This is a genomic window from Mesorhizobium sp. ISC25, assembly GCF_042295465.1.
Lineage (GTDB): Bacteria > Pseudomonadota > Alphaproteobacteria > Rhizobiales > Rhizobiaceae > Mesorhizobium.
This window is the reverse complement of the sequence record NZ_CP135441.1, coordinates 951,228-967,427: the sequence shown is the minus strand read 5'-3', so window position 1 is coordinate 967,427 and position 16,200 is coordinate 951,228. Positions and strand designations below refer to the sequence as shown.

Genomic DNA, 16,200 nt, shown 5'->3' with positions numbered 1-16,200 from the left:
GGGTCGAACCGGCGATCTAGCCTCGTGCCGGTTACGTCTAAGGGCTGCACATTTGCGCAACAACTTATGGAAATCAACCGTTTCTTAACCAAGCCTCGCAAATCGCTTGGATTAAGGTAAATTCGTAACCTTGTCGCGTTGACCAGGCAATTGGTGTTCGGTGCTAAGCCGCCTTGGCGACGACGCGATTGCGGCCGCCGCTCTTGGCTTCGTAGAGCGCGAGGTCGGCGCGTTTCATCAGCGCCGCGACCGTGTCTACGCCTTTCAGGACCGACGACACGCCGACGCTGACGGTGACTTCGACGGCCTTGCCTTCGGTGCCGACGGCAAACGGCAATTGGGCGATTTCGGCGCGAATGCGCTCGGCGACCTTTTCGGCTACCGCGCCGTCGGTGTCCGGCATGACCACGACGAACTCCTCGCCGCCGAAGCGGCAGGCTAGATCGATGCCGCGCACATTCTTGCGCAGCCGCCGGGCGAATTCGCGCAGCACGTCGTCGCCGCCGTCATGGCCATGCGCGTCGTTGATGCTCTTGAAGCGGTCCAGATCGGTGATCATCACCGACAGCGGCCGGCGCCGTGCCACGGCGCGGTCGAACAGCGTCTGCAGGTGGCTGTCGAGATAGCGGCGGTTGTGCAGGCCGGTCAGGGCATCGGTCACCGCCATCTCGATGGTCTGGGTAACGCTGGCGCGAAGCTGGTCGTTGTAGCGCTTGCGGCGCACCTGCGTGCGCAGCCGCGCGGTCAGCTCCTGCTGGTCGATCGGCCGCATCAGGTAATCGTTGATGCCGAGTTCGAGGCCGCGGATGATGCGCCCCTCCTCGCCCTCATCCGCCAGAAGGATGATCGGCAGGAAACGGGTGCGATCGAGCGAGCGCAATTGCGAGCAGAGCCTCAGCGGGTCGAAATCGGCGAAGGCCGTCGAAATCATCACGCATTCATACGGCTGCTCGGCGGCCTGGAAGAAGCCGGCATGCGGATCGTTGGCGACGTCGAGATCGGCACTGCCGCGCAGCATCTTCTGGATGCGCTCGAACGAGGATTTGCGTTCGTCGACCAGCAGCACCTTCGGCACGGCGTCATCGGTAGCGAAGTTGCGGCTCAAAAGCTCCTCGATGCCGATATTGCGTGTCGTCGAGGCGCGCAGCCGCAGCTCGTCGGTCAGCGACTTCAGCCTGACCAGGCTCTTGACGCGCGTCATCAGCTGCAGATCGTTGACCGGCTTGGTCAAAAAATCGTCGGCGCCGGCCTCGAGGCCGCGCACCCGATCCGAAACCTGGTCGAGCGCGGTGATCATCACGACCGGGATGTGCGATGTCGCCGGGTCGCCCTTCAGTCGCCGGCAGACCTCGAACCCGTCCATGTCGGGCATCATCACGTCGAGCAGCACGACGTCGACCTTGCCGTTCTCGCAGATCTCGATCGCATCCGGCCCGTTGGTGGCGGTCAGGACCTCGAAATATTCGGCAAGCAGCCGAACCTCCAGCAGCCTGACATTTGCTGGGATATCGTCGACGACGAGGATCCGCGCGGTCATTTCACAAAGCTCCGGCTCGGCTGGAAAGGCGCATCAGGCATCGCCTAGGTAGGATTTGATGGTCTCGATGAAACGCGGCACCGAGATCGGCTTGGAGATATAGGCCTCACAGCCGCCCTGGCGGATGCGCTCCTCGTCGCCCTTCATCGCGAAGGCGGTGACGGCGATGACCGGGATGACGTGGAGATCATCGTCCTCCTTCAGCCATTTGGTGACCTCGAGGCCCGACACTTCCGGCAGCTGGATGTCCATCAGGATGAGGTCCGGCCTGTGCTGCCGCGCCAGATCCAGCGCTTCCAGGCCGTTGCGTGTGCGCACCGTCTCGTAACCGCTCGCTTCGATCAGGTCGCGAAAGAGCTTCATGTTGAGCTCGTTGTCCTCGACGATCATAACCTTTTTAGGCATCGATTTCCCGTCCCGGCTGGCCTTCCACTCGAAGGGTGCCGTCATGCGCCCTTGTCGGCACGCACCAAACCTGTTCCCACTATACGGCAATATGATTGACGAAACGGAAACCGGCCGCCCGAAAAGCGTTCGGATTCCAGGTCGGCGAGCTTGCTGCCGGCGACACTTGCCACTACTGCGAAAACAGAACGATTCCGCCCACGAAGGAAGGTAGCGATGGCAAACGCAGCGTCAATGCGCGAGGAAGCCGAAACGATTGCCGTAAAGGCGTTGGGCTTCGTCGCCGCCGATCCGGAACTTCTGCCCCGCTTCCTGGCGATCACCGGCATCGAAGCCCATTCCATCCGCCAGGCGGCGGGCGAGCCGGGATTCCTCGCCGGCGTGCTGCAGTTCATCCTTGCCCACGAGCCGACGCTGATGCGTTTTTCCGAGGAGACCGGAACGCCGCCCGCCGCAGTCGGCAAGGCATTGCGGGCGCTGCCGCTCGGCGACGACAATCATGAGCATTCGATATAAGCGGCGATCCCGAGACAGCGGGCAGATCGCCCCGCCGAAAATCGTGAGCGCACTCGGGCTTTGACGCCAGCCGCTTCTAAGCCCGGCTCAAGGTTTTAGCTTCGCCCCTGCCCCGCCATTGTCATTCTCGCCCGAGCCATGATCCGGAACGGTAGCATCGCTTGGGTCCATAATCGGATTATCCTGAACGGCATCGGCCGGCTTCAGCATGGCGCCGTTGACCGTGACCGAGCCGTCAGTGTTGGCGTCGATCACCCATTCTAACCGGCCGTCCGGCAGCGTTTTGGCAAATGCTTTTATGGCGAGCGCGGCCGGGAAAATCTGTGCAGCCTGCGGGTCAGTCTTGGCGGCCGCTTGAACAGCCTGCACGATTTTGTCGTAGCCCGCGACGTTTACCGTCATCGTCGCCTCCGGCTTCTCGCCCGGGAACGTCATCTCCCCTTCCACGGCAAGTTCGACGTTGCCATTCTTGACTATGCTATGCTTGAGCACGATCTTCGGGTTGTTGGCCATGAAATCGGCGACCAGGGCATCACCAAACTCGTCCGACAGCGCCGGATCCTTATTGAGATCAAAGGCTTCGATCGCTTTCTTTGCCATCGTGTCGAGATCAATGTTGTCGCCTCCGATGTTCAATTCGAGATCGGTTGGCAGCAAGGCGACGCTCCAGCTTGGTAAGAGCTGCTGAGGAACAGTCAGCCCTGCCGCCCTGATGTTGTAGTCAATCTTTCCATCGCGAGAGATGCCGCCGATGCTGGTTGTTGCCCTCAAATCACCGAGCCCGAAATCACCCACTGCCGTTGCAAAGGTCAGGCCCTCAAAGCGATAGGACTCTTCTAATCGCTCCCATAGGGGCAATGCGCTTGTGAGTAGAGATTTGAGCTCGGCCTGGTTTGCCTTTAGTGAAGCTTCGTCCTGATTGGCGATGGCAAAACCGAGAAGATCGAGGAACGCCTTCGTACGCACGCCATTCCCGGTAATCTCGGCCGACACCCTCGGTGACTTCATCGTGACTGGCACTTTCAGCCCCGTCTCACCTCCGTCGACAATAGCCGTTTCGACGAAATCAGCGATCGTCTGCGTCATGGCAAAATCGACGCCGCCGCCTGTGGATTTGCTGGCATTCAAGGTCGACGTGCCGGCGCCAACGCTGAGGTCCATCGGCTCCTTGGGATCTCTGGACCTCACTTGCATGCCGGCCATCGAGCCGGCTCCGCTGGTGAACGCCGTCAGTCCCGGATCGTAGATGCCGCTGAACGCGGAGCCGGAGACGGAGAAACGCACCCCCCGCGGTCCCGCCACATCGACGAAGGCGTTGGGCGCCAAATCTGACGACACGCTCCAGCTTCCGTCACTGCGCGGTTTGATCAGCATCGCAAAGGGTGCGAGATTGAATGTCAGAGGGTCCTTGCTGGGATTTGCCCTAATGAGTGCGTTGAAGTCGAAGGCTATCCGATAGGCATCGCCGTCGGCCGAGATCTTCAGAATGCCGCTGTCGAGCGCCTTCTTGCCAATGTAACGCGACAGATCATCCGACAGTTGCTTCGCACCCGGACTGTCGACGACCTGCCCCCAGGCTGGCGTACCGAATGCAAGCATCAAAACAAATGGCAAAACACGCTTCATGCTAACCCCCATTTTCGATCACTGAACTCAAAGCCGCTTCGAGCATTGACAGGAAAATATCGTTACAGCCACAACACAACCAGCTAAAGCACCAGCCGCACCAGCGGCCGGCCCGGCTTGCGCTCGACCAATCGCTGGAACCCGGCTTTTTCGAAGACCCGCGACGAGCCGACGAACAGCCCGATCGAGCGCGAATCCTTCGACAGGTCGATCGGGCAGGCCTCGATCAGCCGCGCGCCATTTTCCCGTGCGAACTCGATGCCGCCCGCGACCAGACGGTGCGACACGCCCCTACCCCGCGCCTTGGCCCGGATGAAGAAACAGGAGATCGCCCAGACACCCGGATCGGTCGCATCGGCTGGGTCGACGGGAGCCGACCCCCTGCCCTTATTGTTCCACTCGGGCACGTCGGCGCGCGGACCGATCTGCATCCAGCCGACTGCCTTGCCGTCCTCGAATGCCAGCAGACCAGGTGGCGGTCCGGCCTCGATCCGGGCTTTGATGTGGTCCTTGTTGCGCTCCCGGTTGCTCGCGCGGCGCACTGCCGGCGCCAGCCGGAAATGTGTGCACCAGCAGCCGTAGCAGGCGCCTTGCTTGCCGAAAAGATCTTCGAAATCCGCCCAAAGCTCGGGCACTAGCGGCGCTATGGTCGTATTCATGAGCTCTCTCCCGGCCCACCGCCTTGTCGTGGCGTCCGTCCTGACGTACCATTGCATTTGTTCTCTTTATGTTCGCAGTGATGGCGGCCCCTGTCAACAATCCCGAACACGGTTTTTGCCGCGACTGCCTGAGTTTTCAGCGCAGCGAGGCACGCCGTTGCGAGCGCTGCGGCAGTCCACGGCTCGCCCGCCATCCGGAGCTCTACCGGCTGCGCCTTGCCCATATCGATTGCGACGCATTCTACGCGGCGGTCGAAAAGCGCGACAACCCGGCGTTGAAGGACCGGCCATTGATCATCGGCGGCGGCAAGCGTGGCGTCGTATCCACCGCCTGCTACATCGCCCGCATCCACGGCGTGCGCTCGGCAATGCCGATGTTCAAGGCGCTCGAAGCCTGCCCGGAAGCGGTGGTCCTCCCGCCGGACATGGAAAAATACGTCCGCGTCGGCCGCGAGGTGCGCGCCATGATGCAGGCGCTGACGCCGCTGGTCGAGCCGCTCTCGATCGACGAGGCCTTTCTCGACCTCGCCGGCACCGAGCGCCTGCATGGCCTGCCTCCTGCGGTCGTGCTGGCGCGCTTCGCTCTCAGCGTGGAAAAGGAGATCGGCATCACCGTTTCGGCCGGCCTTTCCTACTGCAAGTTCCTGGCCAAGGTGGCGTCGGACTTCCGCAAGCCGCGCGGCTTTTCGGTGATCGGCGAGGCCGAGGCTATCGGCTTCCTGGCCGAGCAGCCGGTGACGCTGATCTGGGGGGTCGGCAAGGCCTTTGCCGTCACGCTCGAGCGCGACGGCATCCGCACCATCGGCCAGTTGCAGCGCATGGAACGCGGCGACCTGATGCGCCGCTATGGCGTGATGGGCGACCGGCTCTACCGGCTTTCGCGCGGCGAGGACGACCGTCGCGTCGTTCCCGACCAGGACGCGAAAAGCGTCTCGGCGGAAACCACTTTCGACACCGACATCGCCTCCGTCGACGAACTGGTTTCGGTGCTGAGGGCGCTGTCGGAAAAAGTGTCGGCCCGGCTGAAGAAATCCGGCATTGCCGGAGGCACCGTCGTCCTCAAGCTGAAGACCCAGGATTTCAAGATCCGCACGCGCAATCGCCAGCTCGGCGATCCGACCCGGCTGGCCGACCGCATCTTTCAGACCGGGCTCGAGCTGCTGCGCAAGGAGGCGGATGGCACGAAATACCGGCTGCTCGGCATTGGCGTCAGCGATCTGTCCGACGATAACCGGGCGGACCCGCCCGACCTGGTCGACGTCCAGTCACGCAAGCGCGCCATGGCCGAAGGCGCCATCGACACCCTGCGCGGCAAGTTCGGCCGCAGGGCGGTGGAAACCGGCTATACCTTCGGCAAGGGCCGCGATGCGCACCCGCCCGAACCGGTCGAGGAATGATACGGGCAAGTTGATATTCAGGTGAGGCCGGCCTGCGAAAGGCAGTTTCCTGCGCTTCCGGTGCTCACGTACTCACAAGTACGCTCCGCTCCGGTTCTCGGAAACCACCCTTCTCGACTCGGCCTGACCTGAATCTCAACATACCCCAGTCACGTGCGCCGCAGATCGATCCGGGTGGTCACCACACTCTTGCCGGTTTTCGGATCGGTATCGACTACGATCAGCCGCATGCCATCCTCGCCGGTCTTCTCGACCGTCATTTGCGCCGTGCGATCACCATTGACCTCCTTGGCCCAACGGATGCCGAGATTGATCGCGTTGCCGGAGCGGCTGCCGCTCAATTTCGCCGGCCCGGTGCGCGATCCGACATAGGTGCCGCTGTATTTCGTCCCGCTGGACTTGAGATCCGCGCTGATGGCGCGCGTTACCACGATAAGACCGCGGCAACTGCCGTCGAGCGACAGCGAACTCGACGTCGCGTCGGAATTGAAATGACAGGAGACATTCACCGTCGGCGCATCGGTGGTGACCTTGACGATGCCTTTGCCGGCGAAATTCCCCTGGAATGAGCGAAGAAAATCCGGATCGTCGGCATGCGCTGCGCCAGCCCCGGCCGTCAGGCAGCCGGCAAGTACAAATCGTGCAAGTGATTTCATCGGACCGCTCCTCATCGGTATCCAAAACCAGCACGCAAACACTGACGGACCAACGCTTCCCCCAGCGGCGGGTTCCGGCTTCAACATCACTGTTTGCAACGCTTCACGGCTGGCCCAGTCGAATGCGTCGGCTAGCGGTTGCGATGAAAGCCCCGGCTTGCGACATAGCGCGCATGGCACCCGCACCCTCGATCCCCAAGGCCGCGTTCTGGATGGCGCTGTCGATCGCCTCGTTCCTGGCGATGTCGGTGGCTGGCCGCGCCACGACGGCCGAACTCAACGTCTTCCAGGTCCTCGAGCTGCGCTCGGTGATCGGCTTTTTCATCCTGTTGCCGCTGGTCGTGATGTCAGGCGGTTTTGCGGCGATGCGCACCGGGCGTCCGCTGGCCCATATCGCCCGCAACGTCGTCCACTATACCGGCCAGGCTGCCTGGCTCTACGCCCTGACGCTCATCCCGCTTGCCGTGCTGATCTCGATCGAATTCACGACGCCGATCTGGACCGCCCTGCTGGCGGTCGCTTTCCTCGGCGAAAGGCTCTCCCGGCCACGGCTCGCGGCGATCGTGCTCGGGCTGATCGGCGTTGTGATCATCGTGCGTCCGGGCGTGGGCGCGGTCAATCCGGGACATGTCATCGTGCTGGGAGCCGCGGTCTGCTTCGGCGTCTCGGTGGTCCTCGTCAAGTCGCTGACGCGGACGGACAGCGTCGTGCGCATCATCTTCTGGATGCTGATCATCCAGTCGCTGCTTGGCCTCGTCCCGGCGCTTTACGAATGGCGCAACCCGCCGCTCGAGCTCTGGCCGTGGATCCTGCTGATCGCCTTCACCGGCATGTCGTCGCATTTCTGCATGGCCCGTGCCCTTGTCCATGCCGATGCGACTGTCATCTCGCCAATGGACTTTTTGCGCGTGCCGCTGTCGGCGGTGATCGGATGGCTGCTCTATCACGAGCAGATCGACGCCTTCACCGCCGGCGGCGCCCTGCTGATCCTCATGGGTAATCTGCTCAACCTGCAGCGGAGAGCACCGCAACCAGCGGAGATCGCCGCTTCATAAGCGTGCGCTAACTCTTAAACCAGCTCCACTTCAACCACGCCCGGCACCGCGCGCATCGCCGACGCGATCTGCGGCGAGACGCGGTAGCGGTTGGGCAACTCGATCTCGACCTCGCCCTCGCCGCCTTCTTTGATAACGATGATGCTCACCTGACTGTCGCCGCGCTGGCCAAGCTGCGATTGGATTGTCGATGCCGGTGCGTCATTCCTGACGAAGATGCGCAACGCCTTCTGGATGCGGCTTGCCTCGTCCTCCAGCGACTGCACGGTCTGGATACGCAGATTGACGCCTTCCGGCCTGTCCTCGGCCGAAACGGTGATCACCACAGAGCGGCCGGGCTCGAGCAGGTCGCGGTATTGCGCCAGCCCCTCGGAAAACAGCACCGCTTCATACTGGCCCGACGTGTCGGAAAACTGCACGACGCCCATCTTGTTGCCGGTGCGCGTCTTGCGTTCCTGCTTGGTGGTGACGGTACCGGCGAGCCGGCCGGCGGCAGCACCGCGTTTGACGGCGGCCGAAAACTCCCCCCAGGTCTGCACCCGCATTTTCTGCAACGCCGCCTTGTATTCGTCGAGAGGATGCGCCGAGAGATAGAACCCGACCACCTGGAATTCACGGTGCAGGCGGTCGGCGGCGAGCCAGGGATCGGTCGCCGGCAGGTAGAGCGCCTGCGATTGTGCGCCGAGCGAGGCGCCAAAGATGTCATGCTGGCCGGTGACTGCATTCTGCTGCGCCAGCGACGCCAGCCCCATCATCCGCTCGACGCCGGCCATCATCGCCGCGCGGTCATGACCGAAGCAGTCGAGCGCGCCGGCCATAATCAGGCTTTCGAAGACGCGCTTGCCGACGATCTTCGGATCGACCCTCTCGCAGAAATCGGCGAGGCTCTTGAACGGTTTTTCGCCGCGCGTGGCGACGATGTGCTCGACCGCCGCGTCGCCGACGCCCTTGAGCGCGGCCAGCGAATAGAAGATGCGGTTCTCGCCGACCTCGAAATCCCGGAACGACGTCATCACCGACGGCGCCACCACTTCGATGCCGAGGCGCAGCGCATCCTGGCGGAAATCGGCGAGCTTGTCCGTATTGCCCATGTCGAGCGTCATCGATGCCGCCAGGAATTCGACCGGGTAATGCGCCTTCAGATAGGCGGTCTGGTAAGAGACGACGGCATAGGCGGCGGCATGCGATTTGTTGAAACCATAGTCGGCAAACTTTGCCAGCAGGTCGAAGATGAAGTCGGCTTGCGGCTTGCCGACGCCGCGCTCGACCGCACCGGAAACAAAGCGCTCGCGCTGCTTGTCCATCTCGGCGCGGATCTTCTTGCCCATGGCGCGGCGCAGCAAATCGGCTTCGCCCAGCGAATAGCCGGAGAGCTCCTGCGCGATCTGCATCACCTGTTCCTGGTAGACGATGACGCCTTGCGTCTCCTTGACGAGATGGTCGATCTTCGGGTGGATCGACGCCATCTCCTCCTCGCCGTGCTTTCTGGCATTGTAGGTCGGGATGTTCTCCATCGGCCCCGGCCGGTAGAGCGCAACCAGCGCGATGATGTCCTCGATGCAGTCGGGCCGCATGCCGATCAGCGCCTTGCGCATGCCGGCACTTTCCACCTGGAACACGCCGACCACCTCGCCGCGCGACAGCATGGCGTAGGTATCGGGGTCGTCGAGCGGAATGTGGGCGAGATCGATCTCGATGCCGCGGCGGCGGATCAGCTTGACCGCCCTGTCCAGCACCGTCAGCGTCTTCAGGCCAAGGAAGTCGAATTTCACCAGCCCGGCCTGCTCGACATACTTCATGTTGAACTGCGTGACCGGCATGTCCGAGCGCGGATCGCGGTACATCGGCACCAGCTCCGACAGCGGCCGGTCGCCGATGACGATGCCGGCGGCGTGCGTCGAGGCGTGGCGGTAGAGACCTTCCAGCTTCTGCGCCGTGTCGAGCAGCGTCTGCACGATCGGCTCACGCTCCGCCTCTTCGGCAAAGCGCGGCTCGTTGGCGATGGCGTCGGCGAGCTTGACCGGATTGGCCGGGTTCGACGGCACCATCTTGCTCAGCTTGTCGACCTGGCCGTAAGGCATCTGCAGCACGCGCCCGACGTCGCGCAGCACCGCGCGCGCCTGCAGTGTGCCGAAGGTGATGATCTGGCCGACCTGGTCGCGGCCGTATTTCTGCTGGACGTAGCGGATGACCTCCTCGCGCCGGTCCTGGCAGAAGTCGATGTCGAAGTCGGGCATCGACACGCGGTCGGGATTGAGGAAGCGCTCGAACAGCAGCGAAAAACGCAGCGGGTCGATGTCGGTGATGGTCGTCGAATACGCAACCAGCGAGCCGGCGCCCGAACCGCGGCCCGGCCCGACCGGAATGCCTTGTGCCTTGGCCCATTTGATGAAGTCGGCAACGATCAGGAAATAGCCGGGATATTTCATCTTCTCGATGACGCCGAGCTCGAAATCCAGTCTTTCGCGATATTGGTCGGCCGTGTAGCCGGGTGTGAGCCCATGCGCCGCCAGCCGCGCGTCCAGCCCTTCATGCGCCTGCCGGGCAAGCTCCTGCGCCTCCGCCTTGACCGCAGCATCGGCGTCGGCGACATCGCGGCCGGCAAAGCGCGGCAGGATCGGGTTGCGGGTCTTCGGATAATAGGAGCAGCGCAGCGCGATCTCGACAGTGTTGTCGATTGCTTCCGGCAGGTCGGCGAACAGCCTCGCCATGTCGGCCTGGCTTCTCAGGAAGTGGTCGGGCGAAAGGCGGCGGCGATTGTCGGCCGCAACCACGGAACCTTCGGCAATGGCGATTAGGGCGTCATGCGCCTCATAGTCTTCACGAGAAAAGAAAAACGCCTCGTTGGTGGCAACCAGCGGCAGATCGTGGCGGTAGGCGAGATCGACCGACGACTGCTCGATCGTGCGGTCGTAGCCGGACACCCGGTCAAGCTCGACATAGAGCCGGTCGCCGAACAGGCTCTTGAGCGCCAGCAGCCGGGTCTCGGCGAGTTCGCGGCGATCCTCTTTCAAGGCAGCGCCGATCGGACCGCGCGGCCCGCCGGTAAGGCAGATCAGACCGTCGGAGTGACCCTGCAGCATCTCGGTCGTCAGATGCACCGCTTCGCCGGGCGGTGTCTCGAGGTAGACGCGGCTGACCAGCCTGACCAGATTGCCGTAGCCGGCCTCGGTGGCGGCGATCAGGACGACCGGCCGCATCTCCGGCCCTTGCCGCCTGCGGTCGCGCTGGCTGTCGCTCGCCTCGCCGGAAAAGGCGAGGTCGATCTGGCAGCCGATGATCGGCTGGATACCGTCCTTTACCGCCTTCTGGGCGAATTCCAGCGCGCCGAACAGATTGTTGGTGTCGGTGACGGCGATTGCCGGGCACTCGTCCTGCACCGCATGGCCAACGATCTTGCCAAGCTGCAACGCACCTTCGAGCAGCGAATAGGCCGAATGCACGCGCAGATGAATGAACCGACGCGCCGCCGCCTCCGCCCGCGACGCCTTTGCATAGGCCTCGCGCAGCAAGGGATCGCGTGGAAGTCTCTCATCCGCCATGGTTTTTTCGCGCCGCCTCACAAGGACTCAGTCGATGAAGATGTATTGTCCGGCACCGGGTAACACGAGTCCAGCGGTAGCGATTGGAGCTTTCGAAGTTTAGAGCAACCGCCGAAGCTGCCGATCTCCCCCCTCGTGGGGGAGATGTCCGGCAGGGCAGAGGGGGGCGCGGTCCCGCCAACCTCGGGCCTTGGAAACACAAAACCCGCCTCAAAGGCGGGTCGTTGGAGCCAATTAGCACCGTACGCAAATTAGTAGCATACCTGCCGGCACAAAGCAAGAACAAAATACGTTGCGACGACGAAAAAATAGGAGTTGCCCGCATCCCGAGCTCGTGCCCAATTGCAAGGTCGCGTTCCTTCGCGCCCCCCTCTGTCCTGCCGGACATCTCCCCCTCTAGTGGGGAGATTGGCTGTCATCTCGGCTTTCGCCAATCTCGTAGGGTGCAGAAGGGGCACTGTCCCCGAAGCTGCCGATCTCCCCCTGGAGGGGGAGATGTCCGGCAGGACAGAGGGGGGCACTGTCCCGCCAACCTTGGAAGAGTATCAAGGCGGTTTTAGCCTCACGCGAATTCCATGATCACCGCATCGACCGCAAGGCTGTCGCCGGGCTTGGCGTTGAGCTTCGACACGATGAGGTCGCGCTCGGCGCGCAGCACGTTTTCCATCTTCATCGCCTCGACCACGGCAAGCGTCTCGCCGGCCTTGACCTCTTGCCCTTCGGCAACGGCGATCGATACGACGAGGCCGGGCATCGGGCAGAGCAGCATCTTTGAGGTATCCGGCGCCACTTTTTCCGGCATCAGCCTTTCGAGCTCGGCAGTGCGCGGCAGCATGGCGCGCGCCGTCACCGACATGCCTTTCCAGGCGATGCGGAACCCGTTCAGCGCCGGCCTGACCTGCGCTGCGACCTTGCGGCCGCCGACGGTGCCGCGCCAGATGAGATCGCCCGGCCGCCAGTCGGATGCCACGGTCAGTGCCTTGCCGCCGTCGATTGTGAGGTCGAGCTCCATCGGAATGGAAATCATGCCTTCGACGATGGCAACCGAAAGATAATCCCGGCCGATCTTCAGCACCCAATCGCGTTTCAAGACGCCCGAATGCGGCGCCAGCCGCCCGCCCAGCCGGTCGAGCCGGTCGCGGCGCAGCAGTTCCACCGCGGTGGCAATCGCGGCCAGCACCCCTTTCTCCTCGGCGTCTGGCACGATCGGCGCGAAGCCGTCGGCATACTCCTCGGCGATGAACCCGGTCGATATCTGACCTTCCCGCCAGCGCGGATGCTGCATCAGCGCCGCCAGGAACGGTATGTTGTGCTCGATGCCGTCGACGACGAAACTGTCCAGCGCTTCCGACATCGCATCGATCGCCGCCAGCCGTGTCGGCGCCCAGGTGCACAGCTTGGCGACCATCGGGTCATAGAACATCGAGATTTCCGAGCCTTCGGTAACGCCGGTATCGTTGCGGATGACGATTTCGCCGAATTTTCCCTCTGCCGGCGGCCGGTATCTCGTCAGCCGGCCAATCGACGGCAGAAAATTGCGATACGGATCTTCGGCATAGAGGCGGCTTTCCACCGCCCAGCCGTTCAGCTTGACGTCGCTCTGCTTGATGGCGAGCTTTTCGCCGGCCGCCACGCGGATCATCTGCTCGACCAGGTCGATGCCGGTGACGAGTTCCGTCACCGGATGCTCGACCTGCAGCCGCGTGTTCATTTCCAGGAAATAGAAGTTCTTGTCGCTGTCGACGATGAATTCGACCGTTCCGGCGCTCTGGTAGTCGACCGCCTTGGCCAGCGCCACCGACTGCTCGCCCATGGCTTTGCGGGTCTTGGCATCGAGGAAGGGCGACGGCGCCTCCTCCACGACCTTCTGGTTGCGGCGCTGGATCGAGCATTCGCGCTCGCCGAGATAGAGCGTGTTGCCATGCGCGTCGGCGAGCACCTGGATTTCGATATGGCGCGGATCGACGATGAACTTCTCGATGAAGACGCGGTCATCGCCGAACGAGCTTTTGGCCTCCGAGCGCGCCCGGTCGAAGCCGTCGCGCACCTCGGCCTTGCTCCAGGCGATGCGCATGCCCTTGCCGCCGCCGCCGGCCGAGGCCTTGATCATCACGGGATAGCCGATTTCGCCGGCTATTCTTTCGGCATGGGCGGCGTTTTCGACGACGCCGAGCCAGCCGGGCACCGTCGACACCTTGGCCGTATTGGCGAACTTCTTCGATTCGATCTTGTCGCCCATCGCCTTGATGGCCTTGGGCTTCGGGCCGATGAAGACAATGCCTTCCTGCTCCAGCGCTTCGCAGAAGGATGCCCGCTCGGACAGGAAACCGTAGCCGGGATGCACGGCCTCTGCTCCTGTCGCCTTGCAGGCGGCGATGATCTTTTCCGGGACCAGATAACTTTGCGCAGCCGGCGAAGGCCCGATATGCACCGCCTCGTCGGCCATTTCGACATGCACGGCGTCGCGGTCGGCGTCGGAATAGACCGCGACGGTGGCGATGCCCATCTTGCGCGCCGTCTTGATCACGCGGCAGGCGATCTCGCCACGGTTGGCGACCAGGATCTTTGTGAACATGCAGGCCTCGTCCCTCGGCTGCCCTTCTTTTACGGGCTTCCCGTTTTATGGGCTTCAGGGGGCCGGTCAAGGCAAGTCGGAGCCTATCCCGGATGCAAATCGGCCGGCGCTGACGAAAATCCGGAGTCAGAACGTCGTTTCGTGCATAGCGCAGAGCTGAATGGTAAGTTAAATCTAACCTGGATTGCAGACTGTCTTGGGAGGATTGCCTGATGAAAACGCGCGCCGCTGTCGCCGTCGCCGCCGGAAAGCCGCTGGAGATCATGGAGGTCGACCTCGAAGGTCCCCGTGATGGCGAGGTGCTGGTCGAGATCAAGGCAACCGGCATCTGCCACACCGACGAGTTCACGCTGTCGGGTGCCGACCCGGAAGGCCTGTTTCCGGCGATCCTTGGCCATGAAGGCGCCGGCATCGTCGTCGACGTCGGCAAGGGCGTCACCTCGGTCAGGAAGGGCGACCATGTCATCCCGCTCTACACGCCGGAATGCCGGCAGTGCCCGTCCTGCCTGTCGCGCAAGACCAATCTCTGCACCGCCATCCGTGCCACGCAGGGACAGGGCTTGATGCCGGACGGCACCTCGCGCTTCTCGATCGGCAAGGACAAGCTGTTCCACTATATGGGCTGCTCGACCTTCTCCAACTTCACCGTGCTGCCCGAGATCGCGGTGGCCAAGGTCAATGCCGACGCCCCGTTCGACAAGATCTGCTACATCGGCTGCGGCGTCACCACCGGCATCGGTGCTGTGATCAACACGGCCAAGGTCGAGCAAGGCGCGACGGCCGTCGTCTTCGGCCTCGGCGGCATCGGCCTCAACGTCATCCAGGGCCTGCGCCTTGCCGGCGCCGACATGATCATCGGCGTCGATCTGAACAACGACAAGAAGGAATGGGGCGAGAAATTCGGCATGACGCATTTCGTCAATCCGAAGGAGATCGACGGCGATGTCGTGGCTCATCTCGTCAACATGACCAAGCGCGGCGCCGACCAGATCGGCGGCGCCGACTACACGTTCGACTGCACCGGCAACACCAAAGTCATGCGGCAGGCGCTTGAATCGTCGCATCGCGGCTGGGGCAAGTCGGTCATCATCGGCGTTGCCGGCGCCGGCCAGGAGATCTCGACGCGGCCGTTCCAGCTGGTCACCGGCCGCACCTGGATGGGCACCGCCTTCGGCGGCGCGCGCGGCCGCACCGACGTGCCGAAGATCGTCGACTGGTACATGGATGGCAAGATCGAGATCGATCCGATGATCACCCACACACTGAAGCTCGAGGACATCAACAAGGGTTTTGACCTGATGCATGAAGGCAAGTCGATCAGGAGCGTGGTGGTCTATTGAAGGAGGTACTGATCCGGGTTCGGATCCGATATCCGAATTTCAGCGAGTCGCTCAGTATGCAGAGCTGGCAATTCGGCGAACATCTTTGGGTAGCGCTTAGGAATAACAACCGCGTTCGCATCGACCTCGATGAGATCGACCGCGGCAGAGAAGAAATATCGTTTCTCGTGCGCGATACATATCTCAGCAAAGCGCTCAAGGTGGTTGAGCGCGTAAAGCAAGAACACCGTATGGAGAATGAAGCGGTAATCGAAACGGAACCAGCATAGAACCAAGGGAGGAAACAAAAATGCCGGAAAAACTGCATCCTAAAATCGACAATGGACTGCCCCGGGAAAAGCCCGACTTTGCCGGCGGCACGCTGGTCTGCGCCTGCACCAGCAACCCGGTCAAGGTGAAGGTCAAGGGCCAGATCGCCCATAACCATGCCTGCGGCTGCACCAAATGCTGGAAGCCGGAAGGCGCGCTGTTCTCGGTCGTGGCGGTTGCCGGTACGGGCGACGTGACGGTGACCGAAAACGGCGACAAGCTGAAGGTGGTCGATCCGGGCGCGCTGATCCTGCGCCATGCCTGCACCGGCTGCGGCGTCCACATGCACGGCCCGGTCGAGCGCGACCATGCGTTCAAGGGGCTGTCCTTCATTCATCCGGAGCGCTTCCAGGAAGACGGCTGGTCGCCTCCGGGCTTCACCGCCTTTGTCTCGTCGATCATCGAATCGGGTGTCGATCCGAGCCGCATGAACGGTATCCGATCACAGCTGAAGTCGATCGGGCTCGAACCCTACGATTGCCTCAATCCCGGCCTGATGGATTTTATCGCCACCTGGACCGCGAAGAAGTCGGGCGCGTTGCCGGCCTAGTAGCTGCTCGACTATCATCGATCGAGCCGGGCG

Annotated in this window: 13 protein-coding genes; 6 read left to right on the top strand and 7 right to left on the bottom strand. The window is 62.8% G+C overall.

The features are described from left to right. Nucleotides 1-163: 163 nt before the first annotated feature. Together RQ479_RS04760 and RQ479_RS04755 are read right to left on the bottom strand one after the other, a co-directional pair. Nucleotides 164-1,537: a PleD family two-component system response regulator gene (locus RQ479_RS04760; protein WP_376704280.1), complete on the bottom strand. Its 1,374-nt coding sequence runs from the start codon at nt 1,535-1,537 to the stop codon at nt 164-166. Between the two features lie 33 nt (nt 1,538-1,570). Then, nucleotides 1,571-1,987, bottom strand: coding sequence for a response regulator (locus RQ479_RS04755; RefSeq protein WP_348625950.1), 417 nt, complete (start codon nt 1,985-1,987; stop codon nt 1,571-1,573). A gap of 171 nt (nt 1,988-2,158) precedes the next feature. Between RQ479_RS04755 and RQ479_RS04750 the strand changes: the two genes are divergently transcribed. Beyond that, on the top strand, nt 2,159-2,458 hold the full coding sequence (locus RQ479_RS04750) for a DUF3572 domain-containing protein (protein WP_352448688.1): 300 nt from the start codon (nt 2,159-2,161) through the stop codon (nt 2,456-2,458). 87 nt (nt 2,459-2,545) lie between these two features. Here RQ479_RS04750 and RQ479_RS04745 read toward each other — a convergent pair whose 3' ends face one another. Both RQ479_RS04745 and RQ479_RS04740 read right to left on the bottom strand, forming a co-directional pair. Beyond that, nucleotides 2,546-4,084, bottom strand: coding sequence for a hypothetical protein (locus tag RQ479_RS04745; protein ID WP_376704279.1), 1,539 nt, complete (start codon nt 4,082-4,084; stop codon nt 2,546-2,548). Between the two features lie 83 nt (nt 4,085-4,167). Then, nucleotides 4,168-4,743 carry a GNAT family N-acetyltransferase gene (locus RQ479_RS04740; protein ID WP_376704278.1) on the bottom strand — a complete coding sequence of 192 codons (576 nt, stop codon included), beginning with the start codon at nt 4,741-4,743 and terminating at the stop codon, nt 4,168-4,170. Between the two features lie 68 nt (nt 4,744-4,811). On the opposite strand from RQ479_RS04740, the gene RQ479_RS04735 reads away from it, so the two are divergent. Continuing rightward, on the top strand, nt 4,812-6,140 hold the full coding sequence (locus RQ479_RS04735; RefSeq protein ID WP_376704277.1) for a DNA polymerase IV: 1,329 nt from the start codon (nt 4,812-4,814) through the stop codon (nt 6,138-6,140). A 149-nt stretch (nt 6,141-6,289) separates the two neighbouring features. Here the strand turns inward: RQ479_RS04735 and RQ479_RS04730 are convergent, their stop codons facing one another. Beyond that, entirely contained in the window at nt 6,290-6,796 is a 507-nt protein-coding gene (locus RQ479_RS04730; protein ID WP_376704276.1) for a hypothetical protein, read from the bottom strand. A gap of 173 nt (nt 6,797-6,969) precedes the next feature. Between RQ479_RS04730 and RQ479_RS04725 the strand changes: the two genes are divergently transcribed. Continuing rightward, nucleotides 6,970-7,851, top strand: a complete 882-nt coding sequence (locus RQ479_RS04725; RefSeq protein WP_376704275.1) for a DMT family transporter — start codon at nt 6,970-6,972, stop codon at nt 7,849-7,851. 14 nt (nt 7,852-7,865) lie between these two features. Here RQ479_RS04725 and dnaE read toward each other — a convergent pair whose 3' ends face one another. Both dnaE and RQ479_RS04715 read right to left on the bottom strand, forming a co-directional pair. Continuing rightward, nucleotides 7,866-11,393 (bottom strand): DNA polymerase III subunit alpha, encoded by a 3,528-nt coding sequence (gene dnaE / locus RQ479_RS04720; RefSeq protein ID WP_376704274.1) that lies wholly within the window; start codon nt 11,391-11,393, stop codon nt 7,866-7,868. A 562-nt stretch (nt 11,394-11,955) separates the two neighbouring features. Then, complete coding sequence (locus RQ479_RS04715; protein ID WP_376704273.1) at nt 11,956-13,968, bottom strand: acetyl-CoA carboxylase biotin carboxylase subunit; 2,013 nt, start codon at nt 13,966-13,968, stop codon at nt 11,956-11,958. A gap of 212 nt (nt 13,969-14,180) precedes the next feature. Here RQ479_RS04715 and RQ479_RS04710 point away from each other — a divergent pair, with 212 nt between their 5' ends. The 3 genes from RQ479_RS04710 to gfa are packed head-to-tail and all read left to right on the top strand — an operon-like array spanning nt 14,181 to nt 16,167. Then, nucleotides 14,181-15,308, top strand: a complete 1,128-nt coding sequence (locus RQ479_RS04710; RefSeq protein ID WP_376704272.1) for an S-(hydroxymethyl)glutathione dehydrogenase/class III alcohol dehydrogenase — start codon at nt 14,181-14,183, stop codon at nt 15,306-15,308. Continuing rightward, nucleotides 15,305-15,577 (top strand): hypothetical protein, encoded by a 273-nt coding sequence (locus RQ479_RS04705; RefSeq protein ID WP_352451332.1) that lies wholly within the window; start codon nt 15,305-15,307, stop codon nt 15,575-15,577. The genes RQ479_RS04710 and RQ479_RS04705 overlap by 4 nt, the downstream gene beginning before the upstream one ends. Nucleotides 15,578-15,597: 20 nt before the next feature. Continuing rightward, entirely contained in the window at nt 15,598-16,167 is a 570-nt protein-coding gene (gene gfa / locus RQ479_RS04700) for an S-(hydroxymethyl)glutathione synthase (RefSeq protein WP_376704271.1), read from the top strand. Nucleotides 16,168-16,200: the final 33 nt, after the last annotated feature.